Origin of the sequence: Pseudomonas sp. R1-6, assembly GCF_051132115.1 — a bacterium.
GTDB lineage: Bacteria > Pseudomonadota > Gammaproteobacteria > Pseudomonadales > Pseudomonadaceae > Aquipseudomonas.
Genome location: NZ_CP071662.1, coordinates 672,664 through 697,507 on the forward strand (window position 1 = coordinate 672,664; position 24,844 = coordinate 697,507).

General features: G+C 62.5%; 20 protein-coding genes. 12 read left to right on the plus strand and 8 right to left on the minus strand.

Features of this window, described 5'->3' with window-relative positions; translation table 11 throughout:
* Positions 1-142 precede the first annotated feature (142 nt).
* From dxs to J3P81_RS03135, 3 genes are all read right to left on the minus strand, one after another.
* Entirely contained in the window at positions 143-2,041 is a 1,899-nt protein-coding gene (dxs, locus tag J3P81_RS03125) for a 1-deoxy-D-xylulose-5-phosphate synthase (protein ID WP_434562084.1), read from the minus strand.
* A gap of 113 nt (positions 2,042-2,154) precedes the next feature.
* Entirely contained in the window at positions 2,155-3,042 is an 888-nt protein-coding gene (ispA, locus tag J3P81_RS03130; protein WP_420767562.1) for a (2E,6E)-farnesyl diphosphate synthase, read from the minus strand.
* Positions 3,039-3,281: an exodeoxyribonuclease VII small subunit gene (locus J3P81_RS03135; protein ID WP_003185917.1), complete on the minus strand. Its 243-nt coding sequence runs from the start codon at positions 3,279-3,281 to the stop codon at positions 3,039-3,041. Before J3P81_RS03135 ends, ispA begins: the two co-directional genes overlap by 4 nt.
* Positions 3,282-3,750: 469 nt before the next feature.
* Between J3P81_RS03135 and J3P81_RS03140 the strand changes: the two genes are divergently transcribed.
* From J3P81_RS03140 to cyoD, 12 genes are all read left to right on the plus strand, one after another.
* Positions 3,751-4,542, plus strand: coding sequence for a YfaP family protein (locus J3P81_RS03140; RefSeq protein ID WP_420767584.1), 792 nt, complete (start codon positions 3,751-3,753; stop codon positions 4,540-4,542).
* A gap of 36 nt (positions 4,543-4,578) precedes the next feature.
* Positions 4,579-6,288, plus strand: coding sequence for a DUF2138 domain-containing protein (locus J3P81_RS03145; RefSeq protein WP_434562086.1), 1,710 nt, complete (start codon positions 4,579-4,581; stop codon positions 6,286-6,288).
* Positions 6,273-6,932: a DUF1175 domain-containing protein gene (locus J3P81_RS03150; protein WP_420767564.1), complete on the plus strand. Its 660-nt coding sequence runs from the start codon at positions 6,273-6,275 to the stop codon at positions 6,930-6,932. The genes J3P81_RS03145 and J3P81_RS03150 overlap by 16 nt, the downstream gene beginning before the upstream one ends.
* Positions 6,929-11,497, plus strand: a complete 4,569-nt coding sequence (locus J3P81_RS03155) for an alpha-2-macroglobulin family protein (protein WP_434564074.1) — start codon at positions 6,929-6,931, stop codon at positions 11,495-11,497. Before J3P81_RS03150 ends, J3P81_RS03155 begins: the two co-directional genes overlap by 4 nt.
* 1 nt (position 11,498) lies before the next feature.
* A complete protein-coding gene (locus J3P81_RS03160; RefSeq protein WP_434562088.1) occupies positions 11,499-13,118 on the plus strand; it encodes a DUF2300 domain-containing protein in 1,620 nt (539 codons plus the stop codon).
* Between the two features lie 3 nt (positions 13,119-13,121).
* Entirely contained in the window at positions 13,122-13,952 is an 831-nt protein-coding gene (locus tag J3P81_RS03165; RefSeq protein WP_434562090.1) for a YfaP family protein, read from the plus strand.
* Positions 13,953-14,224: 272 nt separating this feature from the next.
* Positions 14,225-15,109, plus strand: a complete 885-nt coding sequence (locus J3P81_RS03170) for an MBL fold metallo-hydrolase (protein WP_420767567.1) — start codon at positions 14,225-14,227, stop codon at positions 15,107-15,109.
* Positions 15,110-15,272: 163 nt separating this feature from the next.
* A complete protein-coding gene (locus J3P81_RS03175; RefSeq protein WP_420767568.1) occupies positions 15,273-15,515 on the plus strand; it encodes a YdcH family protein in 243 nt (80 codons plus the stop codon).
* 14 nt (positions 15,516-15,529) lie between these two features.
* Positions 15,530-16,456, plus strand: coding sequence for a ubiquinol oxidase subunit II (cyoA, locus tag J3P81_RS03180; protein WP_434562092.1), 927 nt, complete (start codon positions 15,530-15,532; stop codon positions 16,454-16,456).
* 22 nt (positions 16,457-16,478) lie between these two features.
* Positions 16,479-18,452, plus strand: coding sequence for a cytochrome o ubiquinol oxidase subunit I (gene cyoB / locus J3P81_RS03185; protein ID WP_420767570.1), 1,974 nt, complete (start codon positions 16,479-16,481; stop codon positions 18,450-18,452).
* A 2-nt stretch (positions 18,453-18,454) separates the two neighbouring features.
* Positions 18,455-19,069 (plus strand): cytochrome o ubiquinol oxidase subunit III, encoded by a 615-nt coding sequence (cyoC, locus tag J3P81_RS03190; RefSeq protein ID WP_420767571.1) that lies wholly within the window; start codon positions 18,455-18,457, stop codon positions 19,067-19,069.
* Positions 19,069-19,398 (plus strand): cytochrome o ubiquinol oxidase subunit IV, encoded by a 330-nt coding sequence (gene cyoD / locus J3P81_RS03195; protein ID WP_420767572.1) that lies wholly within the window; start codon positions 19,069-19,071, stop codon positions 19,396-19,398. Before cyoC ends, cyoD begins: the two co-directional genes overlap by 1 nt.
* A 142-nt stretch (positions 19,399-19,540) precedes the next feature.
* On the opposite strand, the gene J3P81_RS03200 is transcribed toward cyoD, so the two are convergent.
* The 5 genes from J3P81_RS03200 to J3P81_RS03220 all read right to left on the minus strand — a co-directional run bounded on the left by J3P81_RS03200 (position 19,541) and on the right by J3P81_RS03220 (position 24,843).
* The gene (locus J3P81_RS03200; protein WP_039594237.1) at positions 19,541-20,473 is read right to left on the minus strand and encodes a phosphatidate cytidylyltransferase; all 933 of its coding nucleotides are present in this window, start codon (positions 20,471-20,473) and stop codon (positions 19,541-19,543) included.
* A gap of 1 nt (position 20,474) precedes the next feature.
* Complete coding sequence (locus J3P81_RS03205) at positions 20,475-21,095, minus strand: lysophospholipid acyltransferase family protein (protein ID WP_434562094.1); 621 nt, start codon at positions 21,093-21,095, stop codon at positions 20,475-20,477.
* 192 nt (positions 21,096-21,287) lie between these two features.
* A complete protein-coding gene (locus tag J3P81_RS03210; RefSeq protein ID WP_420767574.1) occupies positions 21,288-21,752 on the minus strand; it encodes a hypothetical protein in 465 nt (154 codons plus the stop codon).
* Positions 21,749-23,086, minus strand: a complete 1,338-nt coding sequence (locus J3P81_RS03215; protein ID WP_434562096.1) for a phosphatase PAP2/dual specificity phosphatase family protein — start codon at positions 23,084-23,086, stop codon at positions 21,749-21,751. Before J3P81_RS03215 ends, J3P81_RS03210 begins: the two co-directional genes overlap by 4 nt.
* Positions 23,086-24,843: a bifunctional alpha/beta hydrolase/class I SAM-dependent methyltransferase gene (locus tag J3P81_RS03220; RefSeq protein ID WP_030140425.1), complete on the minus strand. Its 1,758-nt coding sequence runs from the start codon at positions 24,841-24,843 to the stop codon at positions 23,086-23,088. The genes J3P81_RS03215 and J3P81_RS03220 overlap by 1 nt, the downstream gene beginning before the upstream one ends.
* Position 24,844: the final 1 nt, after the last annotated feature.

Sequence of the window (24,844 nt, forward strand, 5' to 3'; positions counted from 1 at the left end):
CCATGATTTCGTGGTCCACACAGAAACCAATGTGGGAGCGAGCCTGCTCGCGATAGCGGTAGGTCAGTCAGCACAGCATCGACTGGTCTACCGCTATCGCGAGCAGGCTCGCTCCCACAGGGGGGCCGTGTGGTCTGAAGAGTTACAGGCCCAACAGCTGCAACCGCAGTCGCACCGCCGCTTCGATCCCCGCCTCGTCCAGCCCGCATTCGGCCAGCATTTGCGCAGGCTTGGCGTGTTCGACGTAGAGATCCGGCAGCCCAAGGTGCAGTACCGACTTGAGGATGTTTTCCCGCGCCAGGAATTCGCTGACCGCGGCGCCGGCACCACCCATGATGGCGTTTTCCTCGATGGTCACCAGCAGTTCGTGGCTGTCGGCCATCTCGCGCACCAGGTCTTCGTCGAGGGGTTTGACAAAGCGCATGTCCACCACGGTGGCATCAAGCTTTTCGGCGACTTTCAGGGCTTCGGCCAACTGCACGCCAAACACCAACAGGGCCGCTTGCTTGCCTTGACGGCGGATCACGCCCTTGCCGATCTCGATGGGCTCAAGGTCAGCCTCGATCGTCGCGTTCGGGCCGGTGCCGCGAGGGTAGCGCACTGCCGCCGGGCCATTGAACAGGTGGCCGGTGGTGAGCATCTTGCGCAGTTCGTTTTCATCGCTCGGCGTCATCACCAACATGCCGGGGATGCAGCGCAGGTAGGACAAGTCGAAGCTGCCAGCGTGGGTCGGGCCGTCTTCGCCCACCAGCCCGGCGCGGTCGATGGCGAACAGCACATCGAGGTTTTGCACAGCCACGTCGTGGACGAGTTGGTCATAGCCGCGCTGAAGGAAAGTCGAATAGATTGCCACCACCGGCTTGGCGCCTTCGCAGGCCATGCCGGCCGCAAGGGTCACGGCATGTTGTTCGGCAATCGCTACGTCGAAATAACGCTGCGGGTAGCGTTCGCTGAACGCCACCAGGTCGGAGCCTTCCTTCATCGCCGGGGTAATGCCCACTAGGCGCGGGTCGGCGGCGGCCATGTCGCACAGCCATTGGCCGAACACGCCGGAATACTTCGGCCCACCGGTCTTTTTCGGCGCGGCGGCCGGGGCATCCAGGGGTTCAAGCTTGGTGATGGCGTGGTAACCGATCGGGTCGACTTCCGCCGGGGCGAAGCCTTTGCCTTTCTTGGTGACCACGTGCAGGAACTGCGGGCCCTTGAGATCGCGCATGTTGCGCAGGGTGGCGATCAGCGTGGGCAGGTCATGGCCGTCGATGGGGCCGATGTAGTTCCAGCCCAGCTCCTCGAACAGCGTGCCGGGCACCAGCATGCCCTTGGCATATTCTTCGGTGCGTCGGGCGATTTCCCAGGCGCCCGGCAGGCGCGACAGGACCTTCTTGCTGCCTTCGCGCATGCTGGCGTAGGTGCGGCTCGAGAGGATCTTCGCCAGGTAATTGGACAATCCGCCAACGTTGCGCGAGATCGACATGTCATTGTCGTTCAGTATTACCAGCATGTTGGCGTTGACCTCCGGCGCATGGTTCAGCGCCTCGAAGGCCATGCCTGCGGTCAGTGCACCGTCGCCGATCACGGCAATCGCCTTGCGCTCGCTGTTTTGCAGGCGGGCGGCAATCGCCATGCCCAGGGCGGCGCTGATGGAGGTGCTGGAGTGACCGACGCCAAAGGTGTCGTATTCGCTCTCGGAGCGGCGCGGAAAGGCGGCGACACCGTCCTTCTGGCGCAACGTGCCCATGCGGTCGCGACGACCGGTGAGGATCTTGTGCGGATACGCCTGGTGCCCGACGTCCCACACCAACCGGTCGTCCGGTGTGTCGAAGGCGTAGTGCAACGCGATGGTCAGCTCGATGACACCCAGGCCCGCGCCAAAGTGCCCACCGGTCTGGCCGACCGTGTAGAGCAGTTCCAGGCGCAACTCATCGGCCAGGGTCTCCAGCTCGGCTTCACCCAGTCGACGCAGGCCGTCCGGCGTGTTGGCGCGGTCCAGCAGGGGCGTGGTCGGGCGTGTGCGGGGGATCTCTTGAAACGTCGTGGGCATCAGGCGAATCGTTATAGGTATAGAAAGAGGCGGCAGTTTACCTTATGCATCGCAAGCTGCCCACGCGTCGGCCGGAACTTGGCCGATACGCACTTAAATGGGTTGACCGTGGATCAGCTGCGTCGTTCGACGATATAACGCGCCAGATCGCGCAACGGTTCGGCCGCCGCGTCAAAGGGTCGCAGCGCGGCCAGGGCCTGGTCGCGCAGTTCCAGGGCGTAGGCCTTGGCTGCATCGAGGCCGAGCAAGGCCGGATAGGTCGGCTTGTCGCGCGCAATGTCGGCGCCCTGGCGCTTGCCCAGGGTCTGGGTATCGCTTTCGACGTCGAGGATATCGTCCTGAACCTGGAACGCCAGGCCGATGGCCCGGGCGTAGGTCTGCAAGGCTTGCAGTTGTTCCGGCGTGGCCCGGCCGCTGGCCAGGGCGCCGAGCCGGACGCTGGCCTCGATCAGAGCGCCGGTCTTGTGCCGGTGCATGTATTCCAGCGCGCTCTGATCCAGCTTCAGGCCCACCGAACCCAAGTCGATGGCCTGGCCGCCCACCATGCCGGCCGGGCCCGCCGCCAACGCCAGGGCGCTGACCATGTCCAGGCGAACCTGCGCCGGGCATTCGCTCAGGGTCGGGTCCAGCAGGGCGCTGAAAGCCAGGCTCTGCAAACCGTCGCCCGCAAGAATTGCGCAGGCTTCGTCGAATTTCTTGTGGGTTGTCGGCTGGCCGCGACGCAGGTCGTCGTCGTCCATGGCGGGCAGGTCGTCATGCACCAGGGAATAGGCATGGATCAGCTCGACCGCGCAGGCCGCGCCGTTGGCCTGCTCGGCCACGCCGCCAAGGGCTTCGCACGCGGCATAGGCCAGCAGCGGGCGCACACGCTTGCCGCCGTTCATCACGCTGTAGCGCATGGCTTCGTACAGGCGCGCCAGTTCCGGGCTCGGGGCGCTGAACAGGGTCTCCAGTGCAGCATTGACCCGGGCCTGGCTGCTGGCCTGATAGGCGCCGATCATTCAGGCTGTTCCGCGTCGAAAGGTTCTTCGGTCAGCTCGCCGTCGCGTTCGAGCAGCAATTGTACCTTCTGCTCGGCCTGGGCCAGCGCTGCCTGGCAGTCGCGAGTCAAGCCGATACCTTGCTCGAAAGCAGTCAGCGAGTCTTCCAGCGACAGTTCGCCGTTCTCCAGGCGTTCGACCAGCGTCTGCAGGTCGGCCAGAGATTGTTCGAAATCCAATGCAGCTTTTTTGCGGGCCATGGCGGCTATTCCGGTTGACTGTTAAACCGGCGCGACACTAGCAGACATGGGGTGCTCGGGCAAATCAGGGCGGGGTAATGCGGGCTATGATCCAGTGCTTTTGTGGCGAGGGAGCCTGCTCCCGCTCGAGCGCGCAGCGGTCGCAAACTGGATCAACCCGGCGGGTTTGGGGCTGCTGCGCAGCCCAGCGGGAGCAAGCTCCCTCGCCACGGGATTTCGTCAGAAGTGACGTCGGGTTCCGTATTCGGCTCATTTCGTGAGCCGAATAAATTCCCTATTCGGCTCACATCAGCTTTGATACGTGATTTCCCACACAGAATCGCGCGTCCCCCGATTGTGAAAAATCCGTCAAATGGCTACTCTTCGCGCCATCTACGGCCCTCTTGCGACGGGGCCTTCAGACGAAACCCGAACAATGACAAGCAGCGCCGAGGAAGGGCGCCGGGTTGCGTCGTGCATGGCAGGAGGCATAGTGCGTTTTCTTTCATTGTTGATCGTGCTGCTCGGCGCGCCGCTGGCGTGGGCCGGGCCTTCGGCTGAAATGTCGGAGCCGGTCGGCGGCTGGCGTTACCACGGCTTGCTCGATCGCACGCAAAACCCGCAAGTCGCCTACCCCACGCCACCGATCGATCGGGGCGTGCAGCGCAACCGCACGATGATCGAAGGCCGGATCAAGGACATGGGCACGGCGCGCCAGCCCCATAGTTTGTCGGTCAACGGCAACCCGCTGAATCTCTACACCGATGACGAGGGGCGTTTCGCCCGGCCGTACGCGTTTGGCGCCGGCTCCAACAGCGTCGAGGTGCGCAGCTCCGAAGGCCAGTCCCTCAAGCGCGTGCAATTCTATGAAGCCAACAACTTGCGCACTCCGGCGCAAATCCGCGTGGTGCTGGGCTGGGACGATCCGAAAGCCGAACTCGACCTGCATATTGTCACACCCGACGGCCAACATGCTTTTTTCGGCCGGCCGGCCCTGACCAACGGCGGCGGCCTCGACCCGGACGGCGTCGACGGCCCCGGCCCCGAGATGTTCACCATGACCGCACCCATGCACGGCACTTACCTGGTGTACGTGAACTATTGGGGCAACTACGGCAGCGGCGGCTACAACTTCGACGAAGCCAGCAACCAGAACGAGGTAATCACCTCGCAGATCAACCTGGTGCTCAACGAAAACACCGTCGATGAAAAACGCGAAACCTTTGTCGTGCCCCTGCGCGCCATTGGCGATCTGCTGCTGGTCAAGACGTTCAACTACTAAGTACTCCGCTCCACGGATGAATAGGCCCTTGTGAATATGAGCGACAACACTGCTTCCCCGACCACGCCGACACCTGTCGCCAAACCTGGGCGCCGTTGGCCGGCGATTCTGATCGGGCTGTGCCTGGTGGCCGGCGCTGCCGCCGGGTTGGGCTGGTTCATGACCAAGCCCAAGGCCCCGCCCATGGCGCTGGCGTTGGAAAAACTCGGCGTGAGTCGTCCCGACGGCTTGATCGAGGCGCATTCCCTGAGCCAGTTGCCCAAGGACCTGTTAACGGTGCCGTTTCTCAAGGCCACGCTCACCGAAGATTTTGTCTTCTATTACGAAGCCCACGCCGACCGTCTCGGCCTGATCGGCAGCCTGCGCCGGATCATCTACGAGCATGACCTCAAGCTGCAGGACAGCCTGATCGAGCAGCTTTTCGACCAGCCGGCGGACGTGGCCTTGTGGCGCGGGGCGGACGGTCGTCTCAAGGATTTCCTGCTGGTGATGGATCGCGGCGGGTTGGCCAAGGTCCTGGAACCGCTGGCGAAAGTCGCCCTGGATGACACCCAGTTGAGCAAGCTCGGCGACCTGAAGGTGAGCGGCGATGAGGTCGCGCTCTATCAACTGAGCTATAACGCCAGCAAATCCCTGGTTTTCGCCTCCCACGGCGACAAACTCGTCGTGCTCTCCAACCCGAGCAAGCTGTACGACCAAGGCCATGGCCCTACCGATGAAGCCGGCATGGTTTCGACCCAGGCCTTAGAAGCCCTGCTGGCGGGGGAAAAACTCTTCCCCGAAGCATTCGGCCTGGCGGCCAAGGCACCCGAGGTCAAGCAGCGCATCTCGGTCAACGCCAGTGTGCTTGCCATGGGCTACCAGCGTTTCATCCCGAACTTCGCCGGCTTGCGCTTCGACATGGACGACAAGGGCTGGCACAGCTTTTTGGCCATGGACGAACTGGAAAACCAGCCGGACTTCGATTTCAAGCCGATCTGGCAAGCCATGCCCATGGGCGCCAGCGCCTGCGTAGCGTTGCCCCTGGCCGCCGAGCAGCAGAAACCGTTGCTGGTGAAACTGGGCGCCGAGGAAAAAGCCGCCCAGGCCATGGTTGATCATGTGGCGGGCGCGGCGGGCCTGTGCTGGTACGCCGATTCTCGCCTGTACACGCCATTGCTGGTGGCGAGCCTGAACGAAGACGATGGCAAGCTCGACGCCGATTTGGGCAACCTGTTTGGTTCGATGGTGGGGGCATATGAAAACAATGTCGCTGAACACGCGTTCCCGGTGGTAGAGAAACAACAAGGTTCAACGCACCAATGGCAACGCCAGGTCAGCACCAACTTCGGCCCTTACGCGGCCAAGGAGGCGGAGCAGCCTGAAGCGATCACCGGCAAGGCGTTCATGCGCGTGAGCCTGGCGCGCCACGGTTCGACATTGCTGTTCTCCCTTGATGACAAGCTGGTCGACAAAGCCCTCGGTACCCTCGACAAGCGCTTCCCGCCCATGGCCGACGTGGTGCCCAAGGACTTGCTGATGCCGGTCTACTTCGGCCCGGATTCCATGGCGCAACTGATGCAACGCGAAACCCTCGACAGCCTGCCTCAAGACATGGAGCCGGTGTTCTACAACGCCGCGCAAACCTATCTGATCCCTAAACTGCGCACCCTCGGCGGCTACGGCAAATACGCTCTGACATTGCCTGAAGGCAGCGAGCCGGACGGTCGCTGGCAGTGGTTGCCGCTGGAATGGAAAGCGCTGTGACGGGATTGATCCGCAACCGCGCATGGGCGTTGCTGCTGGCTTTGCTGCTCGGCGGGCCGGCGCTTGCCGTCGAGGCGCCGGCGCTGGATGCACAGCAATCCCAGGTCTTTCGCGCCTGGTTCGTGCGCATCGCCCAGGAACAGCTGACCAAAGGCCCGAGCCCGCGCTGGTACCAGCAGGACTGCGCCGGACTGGTGCGTTTCGCGGCCAACGAAGCGCTAAAGGTCCACGATGAAAAATGGCTGCGCAGCAATGGCTTGTCCAATCGCTACCTGCCGCCGGAACTGCCCCTCAGCGATGCGCAACGGCGTCTCGCCCAGCAATGGCAACAGGGCGGCGGCAAGATCGGGCCCTACGTCAATGCGATCAAGCTGATCCAGTTCAACAGCCGCCTGGTGGGCCGGGATGTCACCCAGGCCCGCCCCGGCGACCTGATGTTCTTCGATCAGGGCGACGATCAACACTTGATGATCTGGATGGGCCGCTACATCGCCTATCACACCGGCACCACCACCCCAACCGACAACGGCATGCGCTCCGCAAGCCTGCAACAACTCATGAACTGGAAGGACACCCGATGGATACCCGACGCAGCCAACCCCAACTTCATCGGCGTCTATCGACTCAACTTTCTCACCCAATGACCGGTGCCCGCATGCTGCGCTTGTGTTCGAAACTGCCCCTGCTGTTTGCTCTGTTGTTGGCGCCCCTCGTGAATGCCGAAGACACCGTGGAGCCCAGTGGCTATACGCCGGTGTCCGGTGAAAGCTTTTTCCTGCTGGCCGACAGCAGCTTCGCCAGCGACGAGCAGGCGATGGTCCGCCTCGAAGCCCCGGGGCGTGATTACCGACGGTTTCGCATGGAGCCCTACGGCGGTGCTGATATCCGGGTCTATCGGATCGAAAAGCCGTTGGAGTTCCTCAAGCGCCAAAAGAATCTGCACCGGGTGGTCAGCGACGGCCAGTTCAAGGGTGAAGGCCTGTCCAACACCCTCGCGTACCTGTGGGACAACTGGTACCGCAAATCCCGTCGCGTGATGCAGCGGGCGTTCTCCTACGAATCCCGCCAGCAGGTTACCGAAGAGGTGCCGGAGCTGAAGATCGGCAACGCCCTGATCGCGCCGACGCCATACGATGCGCCGGCACAATTCGCCTTGATCCCCGGTTTGCCGGTGGTCAGCCAGTTCCGCTATCCGCTGTGGCAGGCCAAGCCGATCCAGCCGCCAGCCGGCGTCAACCTGGCCGGTTCGTCCAGCGAGTTAGTCAGCGTCGCGCCGGGTAACGTCTACGTGCCGTTGGGGCAGTTGAAACCGGGCCTGTACCTGGTGGAAGCGCTGATTGGCAAATACCGCGCGACCACCATGGTTTTCGTGTCCAATACCGTGGCCGTAAGCAAGATCGCCGGGGACGAATTGCTGGTCTGGGCCGCGCGCAAGCATGAAGGGCGCTCGGTACCCAAGGTCAATGTGCTGTGGACCGACGGCCTGGGCGTGATGAGCAGCGGTGCCACTGATGAAGACGGCCTGGTGCGTCTCAAGCACGTCAGCCCGGAGCGTTCGTTTGTCATCGGTGAAGACGAAGAGGGCGGAGTATTCGTCTCGGAAAGCTTTTACTACGACAGCGAAATCTACGACACCAAGCTCTACGCCTTCACTGACCGGCCGCTGTACCGGCCAGGAGATTGGGTGTCGCTGAAAATCGTCGGTCGCGAGTTCAAGAACGCCCGCGACTCGGTGCAACCAGCGGCCGCCGACGTCAACGTCAGCGTGCTCGATGCCACCGGCACGGCGTTGCAAACCCTGGCCCTGAAGCTCGATTCCAAGGCCGGTACACAAGGTCGTTTCCAACTGCCGGAAAATGCCGTGGCCGGTGGTTATGAATTGCGCTTCAGCTACAAGGACCAGCTCTACAGCAGCGCCTTCCGCGTGGCCGAATACATCAAGCCGCATTTCGAGATCGCGCTGAACCTGGCCAAGCAGGATTACCGCACCGGTGAGCCGGTCAAGGGCAATCTGGTGCTGCTGTACCCGGACGGCAAGCCAGTGGCGAACGCCAAGGTCAGCCTGAGCCTGCGGGCCCAGCAGTTGTCGATGGTGGATAACGAGCTGCAATACCTTGGGCAATTCCCGGTCGAGCTGACCAGCAGCGAAGTGACCACCGATGACAAGGGCAACGCCACGCTCGATTTGCCTGCCGCCGACAAACCGAGCCGCTACACGCTCACGGTGTTCGCCAGTGATGGCGCGGCGTATCGGGTCAAGACCACCAAGGAAATCCTCATCGACCGCGGCGCGGCGAATTTCCGCCTGGGCGCGCCTCGACGTTTCAGCGCAGCCGGCGAGAAAGTCGCGTTCAGCTACGCCAACGAAGGGGGCAGCGAACAAAGCAAGGCCGTGACACCGGGCAGCTACGCCTGGGTGCGTCTGGAAGACCAGACCACCGGCGAAGGCAAGCTCGCCGCCAACGACAAGGGCTTCAGCCTGACCTTCGACCGTCCCGGCACCTATAACCTCACGCTCAAGGACGACCATGGCCGGGCCATCGGCGCGACCAGCCATGCGGTGACGGGCGAAGGCATCAAGGCCGTGCCGGGTACGGTCGAAATCGTCCTCGATAAAGCCGAGTACAAGACGGGTGACGAAGCCCTGGCGCTGATCACCTTCCCGGAGCCGGTCAGCGACGCGCTGTTGTCACTGGAGCGGGACAAGGTCGAGGCCACCGCGATGCTCTCCAAGGGCGCCGACTGGCTGAAGATGGAAAAACTCAGCGATACCCAGTACCGCGCACGCATCGCCGTGAAGGATCATTTCGCGCCGAACCTGACCTTCTCCGTGCTGTACACCAAGGGCGGCCAGTACAGTTTCCAGAACGCAGGCATCAAGGTCGTTGCGCCGCAGATCGACGTAGCGATCACCACCGACAAAGCGACCTATCGCCCCGGCGACACGGTGACCGTCGACCTGGGCACCCAGTTCGCAGGCAAGGCGATCCCGGCGCACCTGACCGTCAGCGTTGTCGATGAGATGGTCTACGCGCTGCAACCGGAAGTCGCGCCAACCATCGACCAATTCTTCTATCACCCGCGCCGCAACAACGTGCGCACCAGCGCCAGCCTGTCGTTCATCAGCTACGACGTGGCACTGCCAGGCAGCCCCGGCGCGCCGGGCAAGGCCAACCGCAGCGAGCGTGGGGTCAAGGTGCTGGAGCGGCCGCGTCGCGAAGACGTCGACACCGCCGCCTGGCAACCGGAGCTGGTCACCGACGCCAACGGCAAGGCCCGCTTTACCTTCAAAATGCCGGACTCGTTGACCCGCTGGCGCATCACCGCCAAGGCAATCGCGGACGACGGCCAGGTCGGTCAGAAGAAGCAATTCATCGCGTCGGAAAAACCGCTGTACCTGAAGTGGAGCGGCCCGACCCGCTTCCGTGTGGGCGACAAGCCGCAATTGGGCCTGTTCGCTTTCAGCCAGTCCGAGAAACCTTTGAAAGCCGAGCTGCTGATCCGCTACGCCGGCGCCGAACAGCGCGTGGTGGCGGAACTGAAAAATGGCATCAACTACGTAGCGTTGCCGGCCCTGGAACTGAGCAGCGGCGACTTGAGCGTCCAGTTGCAGTTGAACGGTGAGACCCAGGACGCCCTGGCCATGCACCTCAATGCCATCGGCAACGGTTGGCAAGTCACCCAGAGCCAGCGCCTCGATGTGGCCGGCGGCGACACACCACTGAACCTGCCGGCCGACGCCAGCGATATCCGCCTGCGCCTGGACGATAGCCCGCAAGCGCTGTTCCGTTCTGCCCTGGACGAATTGCTGAGCTACCCGTACGGCGGCGTCGAGCAGACGGCCAGCCGCCTATTGCCATTGAGCATCGCGTATCCGACCCTGGCGTCGAACCCGCAGATCCGCGACCGCTTGCGGTTGATCATGCAGAACAGCCGCTTGCGCCTGGTGCAGATGGCCGGGCCGTCGGCGAGCTTCACCTGGTGGGGTCAGGACGGCGAGCCGGATGCATTCCTCACCGCTTATGCCTATTACGCCGACTGGCACGCCAGCAAGGCTTTGGACCTGAACCTGCCGGCGGAACACTGGCAGCGGGTGCTGGAGGTCTATGCCAAGCAGGCCGCTGACACGCCGCTGTTGCAGCGGGCGTTGATCCTGTCGTTCGCCAAGCAGATGCAACTGCCGGTGAATACCTTGCTCAGCGGGCTGATGGACGACCTGGCGAAAGCCAGTGAAGACAGCACCGAGAGCGTGCTGGACAGCGGTGAAGACAGCCTGGTCATGTACGCGCCGGATTCGGCCCTCGGCCTGGCCAGCGCCCGGGTGCTGACCGCATCCCTCGCCAAGCAGGCGAAGGTGCCGTTGCCCGCAGCGTTCAGCCGTCAGGCCGAGGCCGCGCAACAGCAGTTGGAGCTGAGCTCGCAGCCGTTCGTGGAAGCACTGCTGCTGTCGTTGCAGGGCTTCGATCAGGCCCGCGCCAGTGCATTGCTGGAGCGCGTGCTGCCGCAGCAATCCACCTTGGAACGCGCGTTGGCCCTGACCTGGCTGCAACGCAGCATCGAACAGGCCGCGCCGGCCGTGGCATTGACGCCGGGCGAAGGTTGGAAAGCCCAGCAAGGCGCCACGGGTGAAACCTACTGGCAATGGCAGGGCGCGCAGTTGCCGACCTTGCTGACGCTCAGCGGCGCCCAGGAGCGTCCGTTGCAAGCGGCATTGAGCTTCCAGAGTCAGCAAGCGCCCGTCGCGCCGATGGCGGTGTCCATCACCCGTCGCCTGTCGCGCCTGGTGCCGGGCGACGAGGCTTTCACGTTCAAGCTTGAAGCCGTGGGCAACAAGCCGTTGTCCAGCGACGCCCTCTACCTGGATGAAGTGATCATCAACAGCAAGGCCGCGACACCGCTGCGCTACGGCATGCTCGAAGTGCCGTTGCCACCGGGCGCCGATGTGGAGCGCACCACGTGGGGCATCCAGTTGATGGGCAAGGCCGACAGCGAGCCAACTTCCCTGGAAAAGGCGCGCTTCGAGCCGGGCCAGATGGCCTACGCGGTACCGGTCGATGCCCTCAGTGGCGAGTTGCGCCTGCGACATTTGGTGCGCTTCTCCCAGAAGGGTCAGTTCACCTTGCCGCCGGTGCGTTTCACCCAGGTCTATGCGCCACAGAACCAGGCGCGGGAGCAGAAACCGGCGCTGGGTCAGGTGACGGTCAACTGACATGCGCAGGGCTTGGGGCTGGTGGTGGTTGTGCCTGATTCCTGCGCTGACGACAGCGCAGGAGGAGCCGTTGCGCCTGGCCTTCGACGGTCAACTGTTGCGGGTGAGCCAGACCCAGGTGCTGGATCGCCAGCCGTTGACCAATTCCTTGCATGCACCGTTGGGCAGTTTGTGGAAACTCTTCGTCTACGCCTGGCTGGTGGACACCGATGCTCGCGAGCCGGTTTACGAATGCCGCGGCGAATCGAAGGAAGAGGTCTATTGCTGCAACGCTGGGCAGAGCATCGGCCGCGATCAGGCGCTGGTGAAGTCCTGTGGTTTGTATTTCGAACCCCAGCGACTCGGGATTTCCGCGCCGGGATGGCGTGATTACTGGCAGGCGCGCCAGGCGCCGAAATGGTTGTTGGACCTGCCGACCTTGCAGCCGCAAACCCAGGTGCCGGTGGCCGAACTGCTCAAGGCGCTGGCGATGCTACCGGCTCAGGAGCAGGCCCGTCGGGTATTGCTCGACGTGGTGCTCGGCGCGGCGGATGGTCGGTTGGTCGGCCAGTTGGGCGCTCGCCTGCGGGTCAAGACCTGGAGTTGGTTGGGCGACCAGGGGCCCTCGTCGCGCCAAGGCGGTTTCGCCGGTTGGCTGGCTGATGGCACCCCGGTGTGGGCCGGTGGCCGCGGCACCAGTCAGCAGGTCCTGAAGAAATTCGGCGATGGCTTGGCCACGGCGCTGCCGTCCCGCTGGCCTGTGGACACCGGACGCTGCGTGGAAGTCGACCTGTTTGCCCGTTACCCGTTGCAACGGGTGATGGCTGGCGAGCGACCCGCCACGCCGGGCCAGTTGCGCGGCGACTACCGCGTCGAGTTCACCAACGGTAACCAGCTGGACATCCACAGCGACGGCGAACTGTTCCTGCTGCCGGGCAAACTGGTGGCGCGACTGGACCGGGAGGAATACGTCGCCCGGGTCCTGCAACGCGAAGCCAAGGCCGAACCCGCCGAAGCGGCCAAAGCCCTGGCCGTGGCGATTCGCACCTACCTGCTGCAAAACGCCCAGCGCAACGGCGATTGCCTGAGCATCGACGACAGCAGCCATCGCCAGCGCGTCGCGCCACGTCCGGCGGCGCCTGAAACCCGGGCCATTGCCGCTTGGACCAGCGACCTGGTCCTGGCTGGCACCGACGTCACTTATCACTCCGATCAACCCGGCCCGGACAAACTATCCTGGGTCCAAGCCGTCGAACAAGCCCACGACGGCCAGCGTTACGACGCGATCCTGCTGCATGCCTATCCGCGCGCGAGCCTCAGCCGTTGGGACAATCCGGTGGCATCCTGCCAAGCATTGCCCGCCGCCCAGGAATGGTTGCTGAAGCAGCGACGTGGCTGGCGTCAACGCTTGGAAAGCGAAGTGGGCTACAACGAAATCAGTTCCTTCGCGGTGTGCCGCGTCGCCTTCGGCCGGCCGTATGTGGACCGCGAGCGCCAGCGCATCTACGTGCGCGGCGTGCTGTCGCTGCAAGACCGCCTCGACCTGACCCATGAATATCTGCACCTGGCCTTTGAAGCTCACCCCAACGGCCAGGACGAAACCTATATCGAAGGGCTCGCCCGTCACCTCTTGCTGGAATAGACCATGACACTCCGTTATTCACAGGTCTTGCTGTTGCTTTGCGGCCTCGCTGCGTTGCCATCGGCCATGGCCGCCGACCCGATAAAGCTAGAAACCCCAGTCGGCGGCTGGCGCAGCGGCGCGCCGGGCGGCGAGGGCGAAAGCTTCAGCCAGACCGTCAACTACCCGGCCTCGTCCGTCAACACGCCCCAGGGCCAGGCGAACACGGCGCGCATCAGCGGTCAGATCAAAGGCACGCCGAAGAGCAATGAGCCAGGCCAACTCATCGTCAACGGTGTGAGCCTGCCGTTGAAGGTTGATGAGGAAGGCCGCTTCGATCGGCCGTTCTCGTTCCCCAACGGCAGCAACAGCGTGGAAGTGCGCAGCGCCGATGGCCAGCAGCGCCACCGCACGCAATTCCTCAATACCAGCGGCGGCGCGACCCCGGCCAAGCTGCGGGTATTGCTGACCTGGGACAGCGATGGTACCGACCTGGACCTGCACCTGGTTACGCCCGACGGCGCCCACATCTGGTACGGCGACCGCGCCGTCGCCAACGGCGCCGCCCTCGACGTCGACGTCACCACCGGCTACGGCCCGGAAATCTTCGCCATGCCCGCGCCGATCAAGGGCCAATACCTGGTGTATGTGAACTACTACGGCGGCGGTTATCGCAGTGACGAGGATGAAGAAGGCGATGGCGAACAAGTCGAACAGGCGCAACAGGCCCTGACCACGGCGAAAGTCACCGTCATCACCGAAGAAGGCACGCCGAGCGAGAAGATGGAAACCTTCGTGGTGCCCATGCGGGCGGTGGGGGAGCTGACGTTGGTGAAGAGCTTCAGCTACCCATAAACCTGTGGGCTGTGATCCCTGTGGTGAGGGAGCGCTCAAACACCAAAATACCTGTGGGAGCGAGCCTGCTCGCGAAGACGAGGGCACATTCAACATCAATGCAAGCTGACCCAGCGCTTTCGCGAGCAGGCTCGCTCCCACCCAATCTGTGGTTTGGCCAGGCATGGGCACCGCCTGTCGCCTTTGCGGAATTGAGCCTGTCGCCTTCCTGTCGATTTCTTAGAGTCCGGAAATAACCAGAAATCGACGCGCCATTCGTGCAGGAGGCCTCCATGCATATCCACCACCTCAACTGCGGTTGCATGTGCCCGGTGGGCGGAAAGCTGTTCGACGGTTACAGCCGGGGGCTGACGGCGTGCCTGGTGTGTCATTGCCTGTTGATTGAAACCGACACCAACGGTCTGATACTGGTGGACACCGGTTTTGGCCAGCGCGATGTGCAGACGCCCGAGCGTCTGAGTCGATTTTTCCGCGCGTTCAACAACATCAAGTTCGAGCATCGCCTCACTGCATTGGAGCAAGTGCGGCGCCTGGGCTTCGATGCCAACGACGTGCGGCACATTCTTGTTACCCATCTGGATTTCGACCACGCCGGCGGGCTGCAGGATTTTCCCCAGGCCCGGGTCCACGTCATGCGCGACGAAATGGCGGCGGCCCGCACCGCCGACACTTGGATCAGTCGACGCCGGTTCCAGGCGCGTCAGTGGCAGGGTGTCGATAACTGGGAGTTTTATGCTCCGGATGGCGACACCTGGTTCGGATTCGACTCGGTGCGCGCATTAATCGGCGCGGAAGAAGAGGACATTTTCCTGGTGCCGCTCCAAGGCCACACGGCCGGTCACGCGGGCATTGCCGTGCGCACGTCCGACGGCTGGTTGCTGCACGCCGGCGATGCCTATTTTTTTCACGATGAAGTCCATCAAGCCGAGCGTCGCTGTCCGCCGGGGCTGAAGTTTTATCAATACATGATGGACACCTATCGTTCGGCGCGGATGCGCAATCAGCAACGGCTGCGGGAGCTGGCACGGGTCCAGGATGGGCACGTGGAAATTTTCTGCAGTCACGATGCCAAGGAATGGGAGCGGGCCGTCCAGCAGCACCCAGTCCGTGTCGATTCCAATGCAATGCCGTCGGCCACCGGCAAACAATCTTCCTGACCCGATCCAAGTCAAAACGGCTCTTCCCTTTGCCCACGTCTCGTGGGCTTTTTTTTGTTCACGATGCCGTTCGTCACCGTTTCCAGATGTTTCTTTCAACTTAGCCGAAGGGGCCAATTCTAAAAACCGTGTACCCCAACAACACCGTTAAAAGGAGAAGGCCATGCCTGCTTCTCATGATCTTTATCAGGATTTGAATTGCAGCAAAGAGGCGGTTCAACAACGTCGTCAGCAGGATCCGGAACTTGACCGCCTGCTCGATGAATACACGGATTTGGATAACCAAGTGTTAGCGGCCGAATCGATTTCGGCGGGCAATGTCGAGGGTGACGATATCCGTAAGCTCAAGGAACAGCGCCTGTCGATCAAAGACAAGATCGCGCAGCAACTGGCAAACACTCAATAAGCGAAGCGTAAGACATGCGAACTCGACTGCCTTGTTACTTATCAAGGTTGTTGCTGGTCGGCGGGATGCTGTTGCTCGGCGGTTGCGACATGGTGTTGTTCAATCCCAAGGGACAGGTCGGCGTTGACCAACGCAACTTGATCATTCTCTCGACGCTGTTGATGTTGCTGGTGGTGGTGCCGGTCATCGTCATGGCGTTCGTCTTTTCGGTGAAGTACCGCGCTTCCAACACAAAGGCGAAATACACGCCGGAGTGGGCGCATTCGCGAAAGATCGAAACGGTGGTCTGGGGTGTCCCGCTGGTGATCATCATCATTCTGGGCGTGGTCACCTGGAAGTCCACCCATGCGCTGGACCCTTACCGGCCCCTGGATTCGGACGTGAAGCCACTGGTGGTGCAGGTCATCGCGGCGGATTGGAAGTGGGTCTTCATCTATCCGGAACTGGGGATCGCTACGGTCAACGAGTTGGCGATGCCGCTGGACACACCGGTGAACTTTCGCGTGACGTCCGACGGTGCCATGACCTCGTTTTTCATACCGGCACTGGGCGGGCAGATCTACGCCATGGCCGGCATGCAGACCCAACTGCACCTGATTGCCAACGAGGCCGGGGAATACCGGGGCATCGCCGCCAACTACAACGGCCCGGGTTTTTCCGACATGCACTTCCGAACCCTGGCCACCGATGCGGCGGGCTTCGACAAGTGGGTCGCCGACGTCCGCGCAGGGCAAGGGCGGTTGGACAAGGACAGTTACGCCCGACTCGCCCGACCCACGGTCAAGCACCCGGTGGAGCACTACGCCTCGGTCCAGCCGGACTTGTTCCAGAGCATCATCGATAAGTACGAAGGCATGAACCGATCCCGTGAGGTCGAGCATCGCATGGAGCACATGCAAGGCAGCATCGAACCACCCGTCGGAGCCACGCAAGGACAGTAACAAGATCCTGGAGTAGAACAGCATGTTTGGAAAACTCAACCTTGAGGCGATCCCGACGGATGAGCCCATCATCATGTGGACCCTCGCGGTGGTGGGGCTGGTCGCCTTGGCGGGCATCGGCGCCATCACCTACCGCCGCAAATGGACGTACCTGTGGAAAGAGTGGTTCACCTCGGTCGATCACAAGCGCATCGGCGTGATGTACATCGTCGTGGGCCTGGTGATGCTGCTGCGCGGGTTTTCCGACGCGATCATGATGCGCACGCAGCAGGCGATGGCGTCCGACGGTTCGCCCGGTTACCTGCCACCGGAACACTACGACCAGATCTTCACCGCCCATGGCGTGATCATGATTTTCTTCATGGCGATGCCGTTGGTGGTGGGGTTGATGAACATCGTCGTGCCCTTGCAGATCGGTGCCCGGGACGTGGCGTTCCCGTTCCTCAACGCGTTGAGTTTCTGGTTATTCGTGGCCGGCGCGATGCTGGTGAACATTTCCCTGGCGGTCGGTGAGTTCGCCCGCACCGGTTGGGTCGCTTATCCGCCGTTGTCGGGGCTTTCCTACAGCCCCGGGGTTGGGGTGGACTATTACATCTGGTCATTACAGATATCCGGGGTCGGAACGTTGCTCACCGGGGTGAATTTCTTCGTCACGATCCTGAAAATGCGTACACCGGGTATGACGCTTTTCCGCATGCCGGTGTTCACCTGGACGGTGCTCTGCACAGCGGTGTTGATTCTTGCATCGTTCCCGATTCTTACCGCGACGCTGTTCATGCTCAGCCTCGACCGCTACCTGGACATGCACTTTTTCACCAACGAGCTGGGCGGCAACCCGATGATGTACGTCAACCTCATCTGGGCCTGGGGCCACCCGGAGGTGTACATCCTGATCCTGCCGGCGTTCGGCATCTTTTCCGAGGTGGCGTCCACCTTCAGCCGCAAGCGCCTGTTCGGCTATCACTCGCTGGTGTGGGCGACAATCGTCATCACCATCCTGTCGTTCATCGTCTGGGTGCACCACTTCTTCACGATGGGCTCGGGGGCGAACGTCAACGCCTTCTTCGGCATCATGACCATGATCATCGCCGTGCCTACGGGAGTGAAGATTTTCACCTGGCTGTTCACCATGTACCGCGGGCGAGTTCGCTTTGAAACGCCGATGCTGTGGACGGTGGGCTTCATCGTCACGTTCAGCATCGGTGGCATGACCGGCGTGCTGCTGGCGGTGCCCGGGGCTGATTTCCTGCTGCACAACAGCCTGTTCCTGATCGCCCACTTCCATAACGTGATCATCGGTGGCGCCGTGTTTGGCTACCTGTGCGGCCTGACCTATTGGTTTCCCAAGGCATTCGGCTTCAAGCTCCATGACGGCCTTGGACGGGCGGCGTTCTGGTGCTGGATTGTCGGCTTCTACTTCGCCTTCATGCCGTCCTACTTCCTGGGCTTCATGGGCATGACGCGGCGTTTGAACCACTTTGATGTTCCGCAGTGGCGGCCCTGGCTGGAGCTGGAGTTGATCGGTGTCGGCATCATCCTGTGCGGCGTGGTCTGCCAGATCTTGCAGTTCTACTTCAGCATCCGCCACCGCCACCAGAACCGCGACCTGACGGGCGACCCATGGGACGGTCGCACGCTGGAGTGGTCCACGGCGTCACCGCCGCCGTTCTATAACTTCGCCCAGCAACCGGTGGTGGAGGGCATCGACGCCTATTGGGGCATTAAGGAGCGTGGGCAGAAAACTGCCATCGAAGCCGACTTCCAAGCCATCCACATGCCGCGAAACACCGCCATGGGGCTGGTCATCAGCCTGTTCAGCCTGATCATGTGCTTTGCCCTGGTGTGGCATATCTGGTGGCTGGCCATTGTCGGGTTGGTCGCGACCATCGGCGGCGTGATCTGGCGCAGCGCCGATGACGACATCGATTACTACGTGCCCGCCGAGGAGGTGGCGCGCATCGAAAATCAACGCATCAAGATGTTGGCGGAGGCTTGATCATGTCCAATCTCGTTCAACCCAACGCCACCGCGCCGGAATCCGAACACGGGCACTCGGACGCCAGCTCCATGACCCTGTTCGGGTTCTGGATCTACCTGATGACCGACTGCATCTTGTTCGCAACGCTGTTTGCGACCTATGCGGTACTGGGGCAAAGCGTCGCCGGTGGCCCTGGCGCCGCCGACATTTTCGAATTGCCCTACGTCCTTACGGAAACTTTCATCCTGCTGTTCAGCAGCATCACCTACGGTTTCGCCATGCTCGCGCTGAGCGCTGGCCAGAAGCAAAAAGTGCTGGCCTGGCTCGGCGTGACGTTCCTCCTCGGCCTTGCGTTTATCGGCATGGAAATCCATGAGTTCCAGAAACTCATCGCCGAAGGCTATGGCCCCAACCGCAGCGCCTTCCTCACGGGCTTCTTCACCCTGGTGGGCACTCACGGCCTGCACGTCGCCACCGGCCTGTTGTGGATGGCTGTCGTTATGTTCCAGGTTCAACGCAAAGGCCTGACCACCGTCAACGCGACCCGCATGGGCTGCCTGAGCCTGTTCTGGCACTTCCTCGACGTGGTGTGGATTTGTGTGTTTACCGTGGTCTATCTGTTTGGAGTGATGTAATGAGCAGTCATCAGAGCAGCGTCGATGCCAGCCATGGCAGCGCAAAATCCTACCTCACCGGGTTCGTGCTGTCGGTCATCCTCACCGTCATCCCCTTCGCCCTGGTGATGTATCCCACATTGCCCAAGCCCGTGACGGCCGGGATCGTGGCGATATTCGCGGTGATCCAGATCGTCGTCCACCTGGTGTATTTCCTGCACCTGAACTTCTCACCGCAGCAACGCTGGAACCTGACGGCGCTGGCGTTCTCAGCGGTGGTGATTGCGCTGCTGGTGGGGCTGTCGCTGTGGATCATGTACAGCGTGCATCACAATATGTTGGCGCATTGAATGTGCACCACACCGCTTTTGTGGCGAGGGAGCTTGCTCCCGCTGGGGCGCGGAGCGGCCCTAAGATCTGGGGGCTGCTGCGCAGCCCAGCGGGAGCAAGCTCCCTCGCCACAGGTAAGCGGTGCCTCAGGTCAGGGTTATCTCAAGTCCACCAATACCGAACCAGATGAAAGAAGATCGGCGCGGCGAAGCACACCGAGTCCAAGCGGTCGAGCATGCCGCCGTGGCCTTCGATCATGTGGCCCCAATCCTTCACGCCCCGGTCGCGCTTGATGGCCGACATGACGATGCCGCCGGCAAACCCAAGCAGGTTGATCAGCAAAGCGATAAGGAATGACTGCCAGGGGTTGAACGGCGTGATCCACCACAGCGCGCCGCCGATCAGCGAGGCCAGGAAAATGCCGCCGACAAAACCTTCAACGGTCTTCGACGGCGACAGGTTCGGCGCGATCTTGTGCTTGCCGAACAACTTGCCGCAGACGTACTGCAACACATCCGAAAGCTGCACCACGATCACCAGGTAGGCGATCAGCAACAGGTTGCGCCCTTCAAAACCTGCAATGTCCAAGGTCAGCAGGGCGGGCACGAAGGAAATGCAGAACACCGCGATCATCAACCCCCACTGCACTTTCGACGCGCGTTCGAGAAAGTGCGTGCTGTCGCCGCCCAGCGACGCGAGGATCGGCAACAGCAGGAACACGTACACCGGAATGAAGATCGAGAACAGCCCGTACCAGTCGTAGTAGATCAGCAGGTATTGCAGCGGCAGTGCCAGGTAAAACGCCGCCACGAGGGCAGGATAGTCACTGCGCCGGGTCGGCGTCAGGGTCAGGAATTCGCGCAACGCGTAGAACGACACGGCGTAGAACAGCAGGATTACCGCCGCGTTGCCGAGCCAGAACGCGATGCCGATCACCAGCACCATGATCCACCAGGCGTTGATCCGCGCGTTGAGGTTCTCGATGACCGAGTTCGGCGCGCCTTTGGTCCGCAGCTTGAGAATGAAACCGATCAACGAAGCCAGCAGCAGAATCGCGCCGATCCCGCCAAACAACATCAAGGTATATCGATCCATGTCAGACGTGCTCCGGGGCCAGTGCCAGCAGCGCGGCACGGCTGCGTTCTAGAAATTGCTCTTTGCTTTCGCCTTCCTCGATGCACAGCGGCGCGCCGAAGCTGGTGGTGCACAGCAGCGGCAAGGGCAGCACGCGGCCCTTGGGCATGACGCGGTTGAGGTTCGCGATCCACACCGGGATTACCTCCACCTCCGGGTGGCTTTTCATTAAGTGGTAGATCCCGCTCTTGAACGGCAGCAGGCCTTCGTCCGGGTTGCGCGTGCCCTCGGGGAAGATGATCAACGAGTCGCCGTTTTCCAGCGCGTCGAGCATCGGCTGCAATGGATTGTAGGCAGGGTCCTTGCGCTCGCGATCCACCAGCACACCATTGAACACCCGGTTGATGATGTAGCGGCGCATCGGGCTGGTTTGCCAGTAATCGGCCCCGGCAACCGGGCGGGTGAGCTTGCGTAGCGCCGGTGGCAGCGAGGCCCAGAGCAACACGAAATCACCGTGGCTGCTGTGGTTGGCGAAATAGATCCGCTGTACCGGCGTCGGCGCGCAGCCGAGCCACAGGCTGCGAGCGCCGGTGACCATCCGCGCGGCGGAGGTGATGAGATTGGCGACCACGGGTTCGAACATGAGGATTCCTTGTCCTGAGAAACATGAGTAATCACTGTGGCGAGGGGATTTATCCCCGTTGGGCTGCGAAGCGGCCCTAAAACAGCTAGCTCAATCTTGCTGGCACACCGAGTTGCCTGGTTCGGGGGCTGCTTCGCAGCCCAGCGGGGATAAATCCCCTCGCCACAAAGGCGTTCATCTCCAATTAATTGCTTAAACACCCAGACCCGAATAAACCAGCCAGGGACTGGCCAGGACGAAGCTCACGGTCAACAAAGCTTGCGTAAACACCAGCCAGGCTTGGCGGCGAAGCAGGCGCATCGAGCCGTGGCTGCGCTCGGGCCACGACCGCCCGCCACGCTCGGCCGGTTGCAGGCCGAGATTGGCGAGGGCCTCGTCCAATGCTTGGGTGCGTTCGGTCAGTGGCTTGCCGGCATCCGCGACGATTTGAAACAGATCGGCATCAAAGGCCACGCGAAACGCCAGATATTTTTCCTGCATGCCGAGGACGAACACGCCGAAGCTCAGCAACAGCAGCCACGGATCGACGCTGCCCACCAGCCATTGGCCCAGGCCGATCAGCGCCGCCAACAGGGTCAGGCCAGTGGAAAGCTGATCCAGCGAATGACCCCGGCGCAACAAGCTCGCCACGGTGTGCAGTTCGATGTCACTGCTCATGACCATTCCCCGAACCCTGCGGATATTTGCCCCAACGCCTGGCGATGGGCCGGGTGCAGGACGACACGCGGGCGCACACGCTGGATCTGCGCAATGGCTGCGTCGACGCTGGCAGCACGGCCAGTGCTTAGCAACCACGCCGCCACGGCGGTGGCGCTGCGCGAATAACCCAAGGCGCAGCAGACCAGCACCGGCCCGTGCTGGCGCAGGTGCTCGATTTTCTGCGCGGCCTCCAGGCATTGCTCGGTGGTCGGTGCGGTCAGGTCGAGCACAGGCAAGGTGCGATAAGCGATTGCCGTGCTGTCCATGGACAACTCGGCGCACAGGTCGAGCACCCCGTTGAACGAGCTGTCCTTCAGCGCTGTCGACGTAGGAATCCGCCCGAGCCAGACGTCATCCATGATCTGGTCAGGTTGCGGGTGCTTGCGCGTCCACAGGTGGGAATTGATCCACGCCGCCATCAGATAAGGCGCCAGCAACCAGCGCACCGCCGGGCTCAGCCGGCCGTCTTCACGTTTCTGGAACCCGCTCGCGCCGAACACCAGATAATTCAGTGCCACCATGAGCAGCGCCACCGCCGGCCATATCAGCCAGAGCCACGCGCCACCGAAGGCAAACGCCGGGATGAACATCGCCGCCGCGCCCAAGCCATAACGCATGGCCAAGCGTCGACGGGCTGGATCGGTCGCCAGGCGCGCACTCAACAGCGGACTTGGCCGGTCCAGCGGCCACAACCAGACACACAACCACCCGGCCAGCGCGCCGGTCGGCACGTCGACGAAATGGTGTTGGTAAGTGGTCAGCACCGACACGCCGATCAACGCGAACCAACCGTGCATCAGCCAACGCCAGACGCCTTGCAGGTGGCGCTCATAACAGACCCAGAGCACCACCAGCAGCGCGATGTGCAGCGACGGCGCCTGGTTGAACGGCTTATCGAAGCCGGCCAGTACGTCGAACATCCAGCCGAACACCCCGTCCATTTCCGGCCGAGGGAAGGTAAAAGTCAGCGGCCAGAGCAGGAAGCAGCTGACGGCAATTCCTTGGGCCGTGAGCAGGCGCAAGGCGTGGCGCTTGAGTTCGTCGCGGCTGTTGGGCAACAGCAGTGATAGGCCGTATAACAGGTCAATCGACCAGTACGGCACGATCGTCCAGGCCATGAACGGCATGTGGCTTTCCCAGCCGAACACCAGGCTGCCGACGTCGTCACGCTGGGCCGTGACCCAGGTGGCGAAGCCGTACGTGGTGAAGAACAGCGGCGCCAGCAACAGCAGCCACAGCACCGCCGGTTTCAGCAGCGCGGGTTCGCGGCCCGGAGCGATGACGGCGCTCATTACTGGACCCGCTGCGCCAGCGACACGCTGAAAATGCCCCACTCATCGACACGCAGGGTGATCTTGCGAAAGCCCGCCGCCTCGACCAACTGATCCATTTCCGCCTGGGTGCGCCGACGCATCACCCAGGCCTGGCCGGCGCGGTGGCTGGTCAGGGCGCGGGCGATCAGTTCCAGTTGCGGGTGCCACGGCTGACCGGTGTAGACCAGGAAACCGCCGGGCTCCACCGCTTCGGCCAGGCCCGCGAGGGAGCCGCCGACCATCTGGTTATCGGCGAACAATTCGTACAGGCCGGACACCACGGCGAGGGTCGGCTTGGGCTCCAGCGCCGCCAGGTCCTGGCGGTCGAAGGCATCGCCCTTGACGAATCGGGCGATGTCGCCCAAGCCCTTCTCGACGATCAGCGCACTGCCGTCGCGCACGTTGATGTCGCTGTAGTCGCGCAGCAGGATCGACTCCGGCAACGGGCTGACGCCTTGCAGCGCTTCCAGAATGTAGCGGCCATGACCGGCGGCGATGTCGACGATGCGCACCTCGCGGTCCTGGGCGCGCAACTCGGCCATCGCCAGGCGCAGCAACTCCTCGACGTGCACCTTGCGCTGGCGAATACCGCGCCAGCCGATGGAGTTCAGGTAGTTCTGGTCGATCATCTTGCCCAGCGCCGACGTGCCGGTGGGGCGGTTGCGGTAGACGTAGTCCAGGGTGCTGCCGGAGTCGAAGCCGGTGTCGAAGCCCAGTTTCACGCCGGCAGACAGCTTGCTGCCAAAGCGCATGCTGGCGCGGGTCATGCGCCAGTAAAGATCACGCAGCGAGTTGTGCGGCAGCGGCGTCGCCAGGGTTTCGGCTTCGGCGCAGGTCACGCCGAGGCGATCGGCGTCCAGCAGGGAAGGGCGCTCCAGCGGGCGGGCAAAATTCTGCAGGATGAAACGACGGGCGCTGGCGATGGCTGGCGCACGGTTCTTTTCGCCCAGAGTGTCGTGGAAGAAGCCCGGCAGGATGTGCTTCTCCTTGTGCAGGCTGCCCAGGCGCTCGAAGAACTGCTCCTGGGGTTTGCGATGCACCACGAAGTCGGAACCGGAGATCAACAGCTGCGTCGGTACCTGGATCGCCTGGGCATCGGCTACAACCCGGTCGGCCGCTTCGTACAGGCCCAGCAGGACGTTCACCGAAATGGCCTTGGTGATCAACGGATCGCTGTCGTAGGACGCCACCCGCTCCGGGTCATGGCTGAGGAACTTGGCCTTGACGTAGCTGTTGACGAAGAAGTTGCCACGGAACTTGCGCATCAGCGCCAGGCCCGGACGGGCGAACGGTACGTAGAGCTTGACCTTGAAGGCTGGCGACGCCAGCACCAGCGAGCGAATGCGCGGCGCGTAGTCGTGGACCCAGGTAGACGCGATCACCGCGCCGACGCTTTGCGCGACCACGGCGATGTTCTGTTCGTCGATCTGGTGCGTGGCGCCGATGTGATCGCAAAAAGTCTGCACGTCACGGGCGCTGGTAGCAAAGCTAGGGCTGTCGCCGCGCTCGCCCGGCGACTGGCCGTGGCCACGTGCGTCCCAGGCGAAAAATTCGAACCCGGGCAGATCCAGCTCATCCACAAGGTGCGCGATGCGCCCCGAGTGTTCATGACCGCGGTGAAACAACAACACAGCCTGACGGGGTTCACCCGCCGTGGCCTCGACAGCCGGCCAGTGCCGGTAGAACAACTCCACGCCGTCGTGGGTGGTGAACGTCAGTTCCTGGGCTTCACGCATT